Below are 13097 nucleotides of genomic sequence, written 5' to 3' on the forward strand. Positions count from 1 at the left end.
GCTGAGGTAGGTGCCTCTTCTATGATCGTCTACCCATTCGTGGTAAATAGCGAGTTTGATTTCTTTAGTGTATTTAGTCATGAAAATAACCCCCGAAATTAGTGTCCTAATTTCGGGGGTCATATCAAGGTTTTAAACAAAGAGCATTTTTGTTTTTAATAAGAAAAAAGCAAAGTAAGTTGTTGTATCTATTGTCCAAAAAAAATTAAGCTTGTAAAAAGGGCAATGCGAAAAACGTATTCAATATAAAAATGTCATATCGGAATAATAACTAATGTGCTTAGGTGTTATATGAAAAAAGTAGCGTTTATTGTACCATATTTTGGAAAGCTTCCGAATTATTTTCAGCTGTTTTTAAATAGTTGTAAGCTCAACAAAAATTTCAAATGGATTATTGTAACAGACGACAAAACTTCGTATAGTTGGCCTCAAAATGTTCAGAAAATTGATATGAGTTTTGAAGATTTAAGGCAAAGAATACAGTCTAAGTTTGATTTTAGAATAGAGTTACCTACTCCATATAAATTATGTGATTATAAACCAACGTATGGCTACATTTTTGAAGATTTAATACAAGACTATCCATTTTGGGGTTACTGTGATATTGATACTATCATGGGAAAGTTAGATGATTTTTTATCTTCCGATTTTTTAAATCAATATGACAAATTATTCGAGTTGGGACATATGACTATTTTCAAAAACACTTTCGAGAATAATCGGATGTTTATGAAAAAAATCGATGGTTCATTTCCATATAAAGAAGCGCTGACGTCAGAAGACATTTTTGTTTTTGATGAGGTTTCACAAAAAAATAGTTTAAGTATAAATGACATTTTCTTGCAAAATGGTAAGAAGGTTTTTGCAGCTGATTGGTCATATAATGTAAGCGTAACACCGACAGCGTTTACACAAGTAGTTTTAAAAAATCGAAAGTTTGAGCTTCAACCAAGAAGAAAAAATCAGGTTATAATTTGGGATAATCAAGATGGGCTACGCTTGTATTATACTGACTCTAAGGAAATACATTACATTGATTTAATGTATATCCATTTACAACAACGTAAAATGAAAGTTAGTGCTAACATTGATAGCCGCATGATTGAAATAATTCCTAACGAATTTGTAGAAATTGATTCGTTGCCAACGACTATAGCTGCTTTAACACAAATGAAAAAGAAAAATATATCTTTCCATCGATTTAGATTAATGTGGAAATGGAAAGTTAAAAAATTTATTTAGAACAGTAAACTCAAGATCGAGAAAGATAAGGGGACAGAATTTTTAAATCCATCTTTGTCACGACCGACAATAGATAGGGAGAGCAGACTCAAGTGGTGTACTAGATGGTTCCGGTGCAGGATGCCATAACGGAATAACCAGGCGGTTTATTTGTCACAATGGGGGGCTTGTTAGATTTGAAATTGCTGTATTCTAGAATGAAGCCTATATGGATTCAAAAAAATCATTATGGAGGTGGCCAGTATGTCAATAATAATGAGCATAAAAAAAATGTTTATTGGATATAGAGCTAGTAGCAAAGATTATGTTAATCATTTAAAAGAGGTTGGAGTTTCTGTCGGAGATAATGTTGAAATATTTAGACCTTTCAATACATCTATCGACACCCAGAATCCGCATTTATTGTCAATAGGTAACGATGTTCAAATAACAGGCCCAGTTACAATATTGACACATGATTATAGCTGGAGCGTACTAAAGCGAAAGTATGGATATATATATGGAAACCAGCGGAAGACTACTATCGGTAACAATGTTTTTATTGGTTGGGGGGCAACTATTTTAGGTGGTAGCCAAATAGGCGATAATGTAGTGATCGGTGCAAACTCTGTCGTTAGTGGTCATGTTGATAGTGATTCTGTTTATGCTGGTAATCCGGCTAAAAAGTTAATGACTTTAGAGGAGTTTAAAAATAAGCGTGATAGGAAACAATTAGAAGAAGCAAAAACGGTAGTTCAAGAATACATTGCAAAGCATGGTACTGTTCCTCCAGAGTCTGAGTTAGATGAATATTTCTTTTTATTTAGTCAAACCGATGATATACCGGAATTCAAAAGCCAGATGAAATTGATGAGAAATTATGATCGAAGCAACAAGATATTAAGGGAACATAATCCTATGTTTAAAAGTTATCAGGACTTTTTGGATTATTGCTTAAAAAAGCAAGACTGATAGCAAAACATAGTGTTTAGGGTAAATTGATAGATGAACAATAAAATTGTACTGAACAAGCATGGCTTAATAGAATTCTTCATATCATTTCTTGCATTTAATTTGGCATTTGGAAGTCTAACCCTTGATTCTTTGCAGAAAGCGATAAATGTAGTAGGGATAGCTATTAGTTTTTTTATTTCACTGATACTATTTCAGAAATCAAGTAGCAATAGGCCAAAAATAGTAATTTGGCTTTTGCTATTTCTATTTTTGGGTGGAGCGTTATATTCAACATATTTAAACAGTCCGAATCACACGAAAATTAATGGATGGCAAGCAGGAATATATTATATATTACGAATAGCAGCTTTTTTTGTATCTGCAGTTTATATTGTAGAAATAGGTGACGGCAAAAAGTTTGCTAAAAATTTGTTTATAATATCTTTGATATATTGTGTGCTAAACGATGTGCTTTTTCTTCCTAGGATAGCAACACTTAGGGTTACGCAGGGCTATTTGTTAAATGGGAAATTTAGTGTTTCTTACACGCATTTAGAAGCAGTAGCTTTTTATATTTTTCAGGGAGATTTAAATAACAAGACGAGTAAAAAAATTACTATAGCACTGATTTTATATACACTGATTATTTCATTGCTAGTGGATTGTATTACTGGAGTTACAGGGACATTACTCCTTGCTATTTTTGTATTTCTGTTTCCTAAAAAAATTACAAGAAAGCCGTTACTTTGGATAGCAATATCTATAGTGTCATTTATGGCAGTTTATAATTACGTTTATATAGTAGAAACTAAAGTATATCAAAACTTTTTTATAGGCTCTCTTGGAAGAAGCACTACGTTGACAGGACGCATTAATATCTATAAGAAACTGCCTTTTTTAATGTCAGGCCATTGGCTCTGGGGATATGGCCCTAGTAGCTCGAATGAAGTTATAGGGAATTATTTGAATATGCCCAATACGCAAAATGGTTTCTGGGATATTATACTGCAAGTGGGTGTGATTCCATTTGCATTTCTTGCTATATTGACAATTTACGCTATTCATCAAGCAGATAAGAGAAAACAAAACTTTCTTGTTCCTATAATTGCCATGCTAGATGTTTACAGTTTATTGGCTATGGTTGAAATTACTATAGGCCTTAGTTTTATAGGTCTCGTAATACTTGTTGCTATATATTCAAATTTACAGGTAACAACAAAAAGAAATGTAGTTCTATTTTAAAAAGCTTTTTTAGGCAGAGAATTGTATCGTAGTTCTATTTTGGAGATTGACTATGGCTCTCTCTCATACACGGATTGGTCTGCAGTGGCCTCGTACGGCTTCATATGTCAAGTATAAGATTACAGTGCTTGATAAGGAAAAAGGAACAGGGACGTTCTCTAACGATATCACGGTGTTTGATCAACAGTGCAGCTACTAGATCGAGATCTAACTCTAATTCCCTTGTTATGCGTGTTCATGCTAAAATATGGATGGTCAGTTTTAACTTCTTTGAGAGTTATTTGTTGTAATACATATTCTGCCTAATGGTTTAAATGAAGTTGTGATATTCGTTTTCTAAGTTAGAACCACTGCTCAAATAAGTTTAGCTATAGTTGATAATAGCTAACAAAAGGTATGATTAAAAGCACAGATACGTGAAAGATAGTTTTTAGGAAAAAGCATATGGACAGTATAATTAGCATTATTATTCCAGTCTATAATTCAAGCAAATATATATCATATTGTATAGACTCGATTATTGAATGTAATGGCAAAGATGTTTTCGAGATAATTTTAATAGATGATGGGTCTACAGATGGTAGCTTAGAAGTATGCCAAAAATATGCTAAAAAAAGTGATAACATAAAAGTCGTCCATAGAAAAAATTGTGGTGTTTCAGCAACAAGAAATTATGGAATAAGGGCTGCTAAAGGAAAATGGATTTGGTTTGTAGATAGTGACGATGTCTTATATCCTGGCGCAGTTGATATATTATGGAAAGAAGTAAACAAGAATAATGCTGATATAACAATTTTTGGCTATCAAGAATTTATTAATAATATCGAATTTCATAATTTAAAAAAGAGCAGCGATAGATCTATCAGTAAACAACAAGCTATTGGAACTTTGCTTAATCAAAAATATGCTAGTTATCCATGGAATAAAATTTTTAGGAAGTCTATGCTTATAGATAATGCAATTACATTTCCAGAAAATATAAAAATGTGTGAAGACATAATTTTCAGCTATAAAGCTTATGACAAAGCGAATAGTTTTGTAATTATAAATAATGATTTATATGGATATAGACGTGACGGCAGCGGCGTATCACTTAGCAATGAAAAATGGAAATATAAAGATGTTGCTATGGTGATGCTGGAGTTTTTTAATTATATTGAAGCTAATTATCCTCAAGGAAGTAGTCAGGTTTTTCGGGAAACCATAATGTCTGTAGTTGCTTACTTGCATCGATATGATCGAACAGATGATGAATATATGGTTATGAGAAAATTTGTTTTATCACACAAAAAGCAGTGGAAGGACCTTTCCATGAGATACAAAATTGAAGTTGCAACATTTGCTTACAATAAGTTAGTATTTGACTTTATTGGGCTTATTGAAAAAAGATAAGGTAAAGACATTATCTAACTGTAACAAGCAAAGAAAGAGGATAACGTGAAAAGAAAATCATTAGGGAAAAATGCGTTTTTAAACGGGCTACGAAGTGTTTTAAATATCATATTCCCCATTATCACTTTTCCTTATGTATCTCGAGTCCTAAACGTAGGAGAACTTGGAAAGTATAATTGGTCTAATTCTTTTGTATCATACTTCCTGTTGCTTGCAGGATTGGGAATTGCGACATATGCAGTCAGAGAAGGCGCTAAGCTTAGGAATGATAGAAATGAAATTAGTGCTTTTGCGAGTCAAGTTTTTTCGATTAATATATTATCTACTGTAGTTTCATATATCCTGCTATTCTTATGTGTCCTCATTTTTCCGAAGGTACAGAGCTATTCCGCATGTATTTATATTTTTAGTATTCAAATTTTTTTTACTACACTAGGTACGGAATGGATATATAGTATTTTTGAAGAATATACATATATAACTATCAGAAGTATAGTGTTTAAAATACTTTCCATTGTTATGTTATTTGTATTTGTGAGAAGACCTGGTGATTACTTAAACTATGCTGGAATAACTGTTTTTTCTGCAGTAGGGTCAAATGTACTGAACTATTTGCATGCTAAGAAATTTTGTACAATTAGGTTTACTTTTAATATAGATTGGCAAGAGCATATTAAACCAATACTGATAATTTTTGCTTCGTCTGTTGCTACGACAATATATTTAAGTCTAGATACAACGTTATTGGGATTAATAAATAACAACTACGTTGTAGGTATCTACTCTGTTTCGACAAAGATGTACAATATCGTTAAGCAACTTATTGCAGCAATACTAACTGTTACAATCCCTAGATTTGCATTGCTTTGGGGGCGTCATAGATATAGAGAGTATCGTAAGCTATTGTTACAGATATCCGACGCTTTAGCCTTGATATCAATTCCCGCTGCTGTCGGAGTTTATATGTTAGCTCCACAGATTGTAATACTATTGTCGAGTACTAAATATATTAGGGCTGTTAGCTCGTTGCGCTTATTATGTCCAGCGTTAATTTTTTCAATTTTTAGCTGGATTTTTACTAGTTGTGTTTTGATACCGGCAAAGCGCGAAAACAAGGTTTTGATCATAACTGTACTAAGTGCAGTAGTTAATTTGGTTTTGAATTTGCTATTAATGCCTTCTTTAAAAGAAAATGCTGCGGCGATAACAACATCATTGTCAGAAGCAATTTCTATGTTTTTAGGAATGTATTATAGCAGGGATATAATTAAGGGATTGTATAAAAGCAGATTTTGGAAAGCAATCTTTACATATATCTTAGGTGCGATGTCTATAGTGATCATTTGCTTTGCCGGTGATGTATTGTTTGATTCTACAGTAATGGTCATCTTATTTGATGTTGTATTATCTATTGTAGAATATGCGTTGATACTTATTGGGCTGAAAAATAAATTTGCACTAGATGTATTAGAGCGTGTTCTACTACGATTTTATTAGATAGTGCCACTATGAATGTGGTTGCGATGATATAGGTAATTTGTTATGAAAAAAATGCTGATTGTTGCTAAGTCTTTAGGTGGTGGCGGTTCTGAGACTGCTATGATTGAGTTCATAAACCACTTATCTTCAAAAAAATATGATCTATCTTTGTTGTTGTTGGATAAGGATGATGAATATAAATATCGATTAAATAAGAAAGTAAAGCTAAACTATATTAAATTTGACAATAGCTTTTATCATTCTCTTGCCTCTATGTATTCCTTACCTGGCAAGGTTATTAAAAAGGCTCATATTAATAAGAATATTGGCATTTATGATTTACTTGCTAAGCATACTCAAGCGCCAAGTGAAAAGTATGATTTAGCGATTGATTTTTACGGATATGGTGCTTTCACTACAGCTTATTTAGCATTAAAAGTAAATGCTAGTCATAAAGCAGTTTGGCTTCATGATGAGCAAATGCCTTGGGTAGTAAACAGTCAACGTTATTTTGATGAAATTGATAAGATTTGTTGCGTATCACAGGCTATAAAAACGTCTTTTGATAAGCAATATCCTAAATACGCTTCAAAATCGTTAGTTATTTATAATGTGATTGACAAGAAACGTGTGGTTGATAAAGCTAATGAGGGATATCCAGATGAGTTAAATCCTAAAGACTTTAATATCGTGACTGTTGGCCGTTTAACTGAACAGAAGGGATATGATGTGGCGATTTCTTCAGCTGCAGTTCTAAAAAACAAGGGGATAAAGTTTCATTGGTATGGTGTAGGCGATGGTCGCGATCGTGAGAGATTGGAGAAGCAAATTATTCGAGACGACGTTTCAGATGTTTTCACCTTACTCGGCAGGCGTGATAATCCATATGTTTATGTAAAAGCAGCTGACTTATATATACAGCCATCTAGACATGAGGGGTATTCAGTAGCTGTTACAGAAGCTAGAATTCTGAAGAAGATAATTATAGCTTCGAATATCCCATCAAATGTTGAGCAAATAGAGGAAGAAAAAAATGGTTTGATTTGTGAGTTAAATGCTGAATCCTTGGCTGATACTATCGAAAAAGTATATTCGGATTCGGCTTTGCGGGAAAAACTTCAGGTAAATATTGAGAAAGATGAAATAGATTTTGATTCAGAAATTAACAAGATCGATACGCTTTAGAGTATATTTTTAAGGCTTTAATGCCGTTTATCCTTTCGTAGATTGTAGGAAATTATAAAATAGCTACTTAAAGAATAAATAGTAAAGCAAAGTTTGGAGTGCGTATGAGGGTTCTTTTAGTTAATTCAACTGGGCTGGCAGATAATGGTATATCAACGTTTATTATTAATAATGCTAAGCTATTGGCAAATAAACCGGATGTAAAGGTAGCAGTTCTTGCACCGAATAAGGTTGATGAGGGAATCAAAGAAAAATTAACGGAAAGTAATGTTCAATTGTTTGAAATCCCAGATCGAAATTCGCATCCTGTTAAGTATTTCAACCAAATGTTGAGAGTGCTCAGACATGAGAAATTTGATGTTGTGCATGTTAACGGTAGTAGTAATATTATGTCTATTGAATTAGCCGCTGCATTTTTTGCGGGTGTAAAAATTCGAGCTGCGCATAGCCATAATACGGTGACAGAACATCAACGAATTCATAACCTGTTAAGAATCCCTTTCAATATGTTTGTGAATATGAAAATTGCATGTAATGAAGCCTCTGGTAAGTGGCTTTTTGGTAATAAGCCGTTTACTGTGATAGATAATGGGATTTTTTTGGATGACTATCGTTATAACCAGATCAATCATGATAATATTCGAAAACAGTTAGGTGTGAAATCTAAAGATGTTCTATTGGGACATGTAGGTTATTTCAATGAGCAGAAGAATCAAGCATTCTTGCTTGATGTATTAAAGGATTTACCAGAAAAGTATAAGTTAGTGATGATTGGGGCAGGTCATGATTTCGAAGAAGTGAAAGCTAAGACTAAGAAATTAGGATTAACTCATAGGGTAACCTTTACAGGTTCTGTTAACAATGTTCCTGACTATCTTTCAGCTATAGATATATTTGTTTTACCGTCTCGATTCGAAGGCCAACCATTTGTCGTCGTTGAAGCATCAGCAAATGGTCTTCCAATAATTTTGTCAGACAAGATTTCACGAGAAAGTGACTTAACTGGTAAGCTAGAATTTGTTCCGTTGGATCCTAAAGCATGGGGCGAGGCGATTCAAAAGACAGAATTACCATCACGTGATAGTGAGTCAGATGATAATATTAAGCGTCTAGCGGCTAAAGGTTATGACGCTGTTAAAAATGCAGATGACTTGTATAATCTTTATGTGGAGAAATTAAGAAGATAATTTGCAGTTTATGTTTCTTATGATTTTACAACTCAAATGTAAAGTAAGTCGTAAGCACCCAATAGCGCGGTATCTATCAACTCTTGTTCAATAGTCATATACTGTCCTTAACAATTGAATACGGAGGAACACGATATTATGACTGAACATCCAATCGTACCGCTCGAGCTGCCGAAGGGCAGAGTTAAGAGGTCCATAAGGAACAGACTTATCCTTAATCTGAAGTCCAAAGGGGTTGAGCTGTCATTTTACAGTGATGCCACTAACGAGCTCATGATCGAAGTCGTGGACAGGTTCTTGAGCCATGATTAATCTGGCTGAATTAGGTCGAGTGTTCATTGTTTGTGGGAATACCGACATGCGCCGGGGAATTGATTCGCTTGCTTACATAGTTAAGAAGAACTTCAATCTTGATCTCTTCTCTGGATGCGTCTTTCTCTTTTGCGGTAGCCGAAGAGATCGCTTCAAATGCTAACTTCCCAAAGCAATCAAACTCAAGTCCTCTGAGAAAGTGCCTTAAACCCGCAAAAATACTGTATTTTTAGCACATCTTTGCTTGCATTGATGTGCTTTTCTATGTTATAATTTGAGTATGATATAATACTCAATGAAGGAGGCCATCATGTACTACAACTGCCTGGTAAATATTCCTAAGAACACTGGTAAAATTTCCAGAAATAAACGGGGCAAGACTACCTACATCGAATACACTTATGCTAGAGAGTACCTTCCCGAGAAGAAATACAACGTCGCCCGAAGAACGACCATCGGGAAAGCTGACCCGGATCATCCGGGAATGATGTTTCCTAACCCTAACTTCGAAAAATTCTTCCCTGACGTTGAGATTCCTGCCGAAGGAACGGCGGCTGAACCAGTCAATGAATCCAGAAGCAGCTGTATCCAAATTGGTGCCTTCTCTGTAGTCAGACGAATCATCGAAGACTACAAGCTCGCTGAACACTTGAAGCGTTGGGATGACCGGGGAAAAGGACTGCTTCTTGACCTGGCTGCTTATTCAGTTATCGCAGAAAGCAACGTGGCTCAGCACTTCCCGGATTATGCCTACAACCATCCATTAATGACGCCGCAGAATAAGATTTACAGCGACTCTACAATCTCGCGCTTCATTCGCGAGATCGATGACAATGACAGGGTCGACTTCTTGAACAGCTGGAACGCCACCCACGATAAGAATGAGAAAATCTACGTTTCCTATGACTCCACCAACAAGAACTGTAAGGCTGGAGATATTGAGATGGCTGAATATGGTCACCCTAAGAATGATGTTGGCGCGCCAATTATCAACTACTCGATTGCTTATGATATGACCAATGAGAAGCCCCTGCTTTACGAGAGCTATCCGGGCAGTATCGTGGATGTCTCGCAGCTGAAATACATGCTGGAGAAGATTCGTGGCTACGGCTATAAGAAGATAGGCTTTATCCTTGATCGTGGATACTTCAGTAAGGCCAATATTCAATTCATGGACTCATGCGACTATGATTTCGTGATGATGGTTAAAGGCAGAGCCTCCTTTGTACACGGCTTGATCATGGAGCACATGGGCGAATTCGAATCAAAGAGAGCCTGCTCCATCAAGGCTTACCGGACTTATGGCATAACGGTTAAAGCCAAGCTGTACGCGGATGACGACACTGACCGCTATTTCCACATCTACTACAAGGCCAAGAAGCAGGCTAGCGAGCGTGCTAGACTGGAAGCTGATCTGGACCGAATGGAAGCCGAGATGGACAAGATAAAAGGCAGAGAATACAAGCTTCCAAAGCGATACGAGCATTATTTCAAGCTCACCTACCACAAAGACAAGTTCTATGGCTACGAGGAACGGGAAGATGTCATCGAACGAGAGCTGCAGCTGTGCGGCTATTTCGCGATCGTGACCTCCGAAAAGATGACGGCCTCTGAAGCCTTGAATCTTTACAAGAGCCGCGATATCTCAGAGAAGCTGTTTGGCAGTGATAAGGCCTTCCTTGGCAATCGCTCATTCAGAGTCGCAAGCAGTCAAGCAGCCGAAGCCAAGATCTTCATTCAGTTCATCGCTTTGATAATCCGGGCAAGAATCTACACGCTTTTGAGAAGGCGCAAAGCCGAAATGCCGGGCAAGCCAAACTATCTGAGCGTGCCTTCAGCACTGAAAGAGCTTGAAAAGATTGAGCTGATACGCCAGCCGAGCGGTAACTATAAGCTAGATCACGCAGTCACAGCTACCCAGAAAGTAATACTAGGCGCCTTTGGACTGGACGAAGAATGGATCAAGGGACAGGCAAGACTGATTGGAAAAGACATTAGGAACGCCGCAATGCCAGAAGAACAGAAAGACGATGATGAAGATGCCGAGAACGAAGAGTATTAAGACAATTGAGGCCGAGATCTCCCAAACAGAAGAACAGCTCCGGCGCCTTAAAGAGCGCTGCGATAAAGCGTCGAAGAAGCTGGATGCCCTCTATGAGCTCAAGAAGCACCGAGAGAAGGAGGAATTACTAAAAGCTGTTGATAAAAGTACCCGAACCAAAGCCGAAATTCTCGCGTTTCTAGAAAGTCATGCATAAAAAGAAATACGGCTGGCAGAAAATCTGTCAGCCGTTTTGCTTGAGTTGTAAAATTCTGGGAAATTAGCATTCAAAGCACTATATTGGGACGGCCAGGGATTCTGGCTGCTCTATAAGCGCTTTGAGAACAGGAAGCTGGCCTGGCCAAACAATGAAGACGAAGTGCGAGAGCTTTCTGATGAGCAAGTCATGTGCTTGATGCAGGGCTTTACCATCGATCCTAAAATTCATATCGCAAGAGCTCGTGAATCGTATTGATTTCACGAGCTTTTCTAGTATTCTTATGATTATGAATCAAGGAGGGAGAACAACTATGACCGACAAAGACACTTCAGCTTTAATCGAAACGTTCAAAGCAACTAACGAAGAGTTGCTCAAGCAGGTCGCCCTCCTTACTGAACAAGTTGAGTATTTGACCAGGAAGCTTTACGGAAAATCCTCCGAAAAGAACGTTGCCAATACTAACCAGCTGAGTCTCTTCGATGAATACAAGACTGGTGGTGAAGATGACAAGGACTTGCCCTCGCATTACCGAAACTATTACCTATAAGAGACGCAAGCAGGTCGGCGGAAAGCAGGACATCTTAGACTCTCTGCCAGGCGGGGAGGTTCATCATCGTTTGGATGATCTTACCTGCACAAGCTGCCAGCACGAACTGAAAGAGATCGGCAGCTTCTGTGCCAGAAAAGAGCTGCTCTACATTCCAGCCCAGGTTAAGAGAATCGACCACATTCAGCACTCTTACAAGTGCCAGCACTGCAGTGATGAGGCACCAACTGACAAGATTATCAAAGCACCTGTACCCAAGGCTCCGTTAACCAACAGTCTTGGCTCAGCTTCTTTGATCTCAAATACGATCTATCAGAAGTACGTTCTCAAGGTTCCTGCCTACCGACAAGAAAAGGACTTGAGGTGCATGGGCCTTCCGCTTGATCACAAGACGGTTTCGAATTGGCATATCAAAGTTTGCGAGTACTACCTCTCCAGCCTTTACGAGCTCTTGAGAAAAGAGCTGCTAAAGCAGGATGTAATTCACGCAGATGAGACGCCATATCGAGTCTTAGACAGCGAGAGAGCTAAAGACTACGTCTGGACCTTCTTGTCAGGCAAGCATGCCGAGAAGCCGATTGTCCTGTATCACCATGGATCACGAAAAGGCGCCGAAGCATGGGATTTCCTAGCAGGCTTCAGCGGATACCTTCATTGTGATCAATACCCTGGCTATTTACGATTAAGCCAACAGGATGTGACTCTTGTAGGCTGTATGGCTCATGCAAGACGAAAATTCCATGATTCCTTGCCTAAAGACAAGGCCAGAGAGTCCGACGCAACTTCAGTTGTCAGACAGGATCCACTACTGTGATCAAATGTTTAGCCTTGAGTGCTCCTGGAAGGACCTTTCAGCTGAAGAAAGATACAAGAAACGCCAGTCTGAATTAAAGCCTCTGCTTAAGAAGTTTTTCGACTGGCGCCCCAAGAAGCCAATCTTCGTGTTGCCTTCCAGCAAGCTAGAGACAGCCTTCCAGTATTGCATAAAGCACATGGACAAGTTCATGAACGGTCTAAAAGATGGTCGACTTGAACTGTCCAACAACAGAGCAGAGCGAACAGTCAAAGAGATTGTCATGGAACGCAAGAACTGGCTCTTTTCACAGAGCAGCACTGACGCCAAAGCCATGGTCATCATTATGAGCATACTCGAAACCGCCAAGCAAAATGGCTTGGATCAATTCAAATACATCAACTATCTTCTAGATAAGCTGTCCAATGAGCTGTCATTATTAGATAGTCAGCGTCTGGAAGCCTATTTACCATGGCCTGAGAATGTTCAGCTCCACTGTAAGTAAAGTCCCATAAACTGATTAA

The 13097-nt window shown here is 37.5% G+C and carries 12 protein-coding genes and 2 pseudogenes; all 14 read left to right on the forward strand.

What is annotated here, in order from left to right; translation table 11 throughout:
- Nucleotides 1–291: 291 nt before the first annotated feature.
- The 14 genes and pseudogenes from FYJ62_RS07195 to tnpC all read left to right on the forward strand — a co-directional run bounded on the left by FYJ62_RS07195 (nt 292) and on the right by tnpC (nt 13078).
- Nucleotides 292–1242 (forward strand): DUF6625 family protein, encoded by a 951-nt coding sequence (locus FYJ62_RS07195; RefSeq protein WP_154549033.1) that lies wholly within the window; start codon nt 292–294, stop codon nt 1240–1242.
- 243 nt (nt 1243–1485) lie between these two features.
- Entirely contained in the window at nt 1486–2193 is a 708-nt protein-coding gene (locus FYJ62_RS07200; protein WP_154549034.1) for an acyltransferase, read from the forward strand.
- 33 nt (nt 2194–2226) lie between these two features.
- Nucleotides 2227–3417 (forward strand): hypothetical protein, encoded by a 1191-nt coding sequence (locus FYJ62_RS07205; RefSeq protein ID WP_154549035.1) that lies wholly within the window; start codon nt 2227–2229, stop codon nt 3415–3417.
- 444 nt (nt 3418–3861) lie between these two features.
- Nucleotides 3862–4809: a glycosyltransferase family 2 protein gene (locus FYJ62_RS07210; protein WP_154549036.1), complete on the forward strand. Its 948-nt coding sequence runs from the start codon at nt 3862–3864 to the stop codon at nt 4807–4809.
- Nucleotides 4810–4854: 45 nt separating this feature from the next.
- On the forward strand, nt 4855–6306 hold the full coding sequence (locus FYJ62_RS07215) for a flippase (RefSeq protein ID WP_326832013.1): 1452 nt from the start codon (nt 4855–4857) through the stop codon (nt 6304–6306).
- Nucleotides 6307–6351: 45 nt separating this feature from the next.
- Nucleotides 6352–7473, forward strand: a complete 1122-nt coding sequence (locus FYJ62_RS07220) for a glycosyltransferase (protein WP_154549037.1) — start codon at nt 6352–6354, stop codon at nt 7471–7473.
- A 104-nt stretch (nt 7474–7577) separates the two neighbouring features.
- A complete protein-coding gene (locus FYJ62_RS07225) occupies nt 7578–8660 on the forward strand; it encodes a glycosyltransferase (protein WP_154549038.1) in 1083 nt (360 codons plus the stop codon).
- A gap of 138 nt (nt 8661–8798) precedes the next feature.
- Nucleotides 8799–8972 (forward strand): hypothetical protein, encoded by a 174-nt coding sequence (locus FYJ62_RS10650; protein WP_195837414.1) that lies wholly within the window; start codon nt 8799–8801, stop codon nt 8970–8972.
- Nucleotides 8965–9135: an IS66 family insertion sequence element accessory protein TnpB gene (gene tnpB, locus FYJ62_RS07230; RefSeq protein ID WP_154549039.1), complete on the forward strand. Its 171-nt coding sequence runs from the start codon at nt 8965–8967 to the stop codon at nt 9133–9135. The genes FYJ62_RS10650 and tnpB (FYJ62_RS07230) overlap by 8 nt, the downstream gene beginning before the upstream one ends.
- 147 nt (nt 9136–9282) lie before the next feature.
- A complete protein-coding gene (locus FYJ62_RS07235) occupies nt 9283–11034 on the forward strand; it encodes an IS1634 family transposase (protein ID WP_154549040.1) in 1752 nt (583 codons plus the stop codon).
- Entirely contained in the window at nt 11006–11230 is a 225-nt protein-coding gene (locus tag FYJ62_RS07240) for a hypothetical protein (RefSeq protein WP_154549070.1), read from the forward strand. The genes FYJ62_RS07235 and FYJ62_RS07240 overlap by 29 nt, the downstream gene beginning before the upstream one ends.
- Nucleotides 11231–11311: 81 nt before the next feature.
- Nucleotides 11312–11488 (forward strand): annotated as a pseudogene (gene tnpB / locus FYJ62_RS07245) (IS66 family insertion sequence element accessory protein TnpB); the annotation flags it as partial.
- A gap of 55 nt (nt 11489–11543) precedes the next feature.
- Nucleotides 11544–11780, forward strand: coding sequence for an IS66 family transposase (locus FYJ62_RS07250; RefSeq protein ID WP_154549041.1), 237 nt, complete (start codon nt 11544–11546; stop codon nt 11778–11780).
- A pseudogene (gene tnpC, locus FYJ62_RS07255) lies at nt 11737–13078 on the forward strand (IS66 family transposase). The gene FYJ62_RS07250 and the pseudogene tnpC overlap by 44 nt, the downstream one beginning before the upstream one ends.
- Nucleotides 13079–13097 lie beyond the last annotated feature (19 nt).

Origin of the sequence: Lactobacillus porci (assembly GCF_009695985.1) — a bacterium.
GTDB lineage: Bacteria > Bacillota > Bacilli > Lactobacillales > Lactobacillaceae > Lactobacillus > Lactobacillus absianus.

Coding starts and splice junctions, on each gene's coding strand:
- tnpB (WP_154549039.1), top strand. CDS start 8,965: ATGATTAATCTGGCTGAATTAGGTCGAGTGTTCATTGTTTGTGGGAAT.
- FYJ62_RS07235 (WP_154549040.1), top strand. CDS start 9,283: ATGTACTACAACTGCCTGGTAAATATTCCTAAGAACACTGGTAAAATT.
- FYJ62_RS07205 (WP_154549035.1), top strand. CDS start 2,227: ATGAACAATAAAATTGTACTGAACAAGCATGGCTTAATAGAATTCTTC.
- FYJ62_RS07200 (WP_154549034.1), top strand. CDS start 1,486: ATGTCAATAATAATGAGCATAAAAAAAATGTTTATTGGATATAGAGCT.
- FYJ62_RS07220 (WP_154549037.1), top strand. CDS start 6,352: ATGAAAAAAATGCTGATTGTTGCTAAGTCTTTAGGTGGTGGCGGTTCT.
- FYJ62_RS07240 (WP_154549070.1), top strand. CDS start 11,006: ATGAAGATGCCGAGAACGAAGAGTATTAAGACAATTGAGGCCGAGATC.
- FYJ62_RS07225 (WP_154549038.1), top strand. CDS start 7,578: ATGAGGGTTCTTTTAGTTAATTCAACTGGGCTGGCAGATAATGGTATA.
- FYJ62_RS07195 (WP_154549033.1), top strand. CDS start 292: ATGAAAAAAGTAGCGTTTATTGTACCATATTTTGGAAAGCTTCCGAAT.
- FYJ62_RS07210 (WP_154549036.1), top strand. CDS start 3,862: ATGGACAGTATAATTAGCATTATTATTCCAGTCTATAATTCAAGCAAA.
- FYJ62_RS07250 (WP_154549041.1), top strand. CDS start 11,544: ATGACCGACAAAGACACTTCAGCTTTAATCGAAACGTTCAAAGCAACT.
- FYJ62_RS10650 (WP_195837414.1), top strand. CDS start 8,799: ATGACTGAACATCCAATCGTACCGCTCGAGCTGCCGAAGGGCAGAGTT.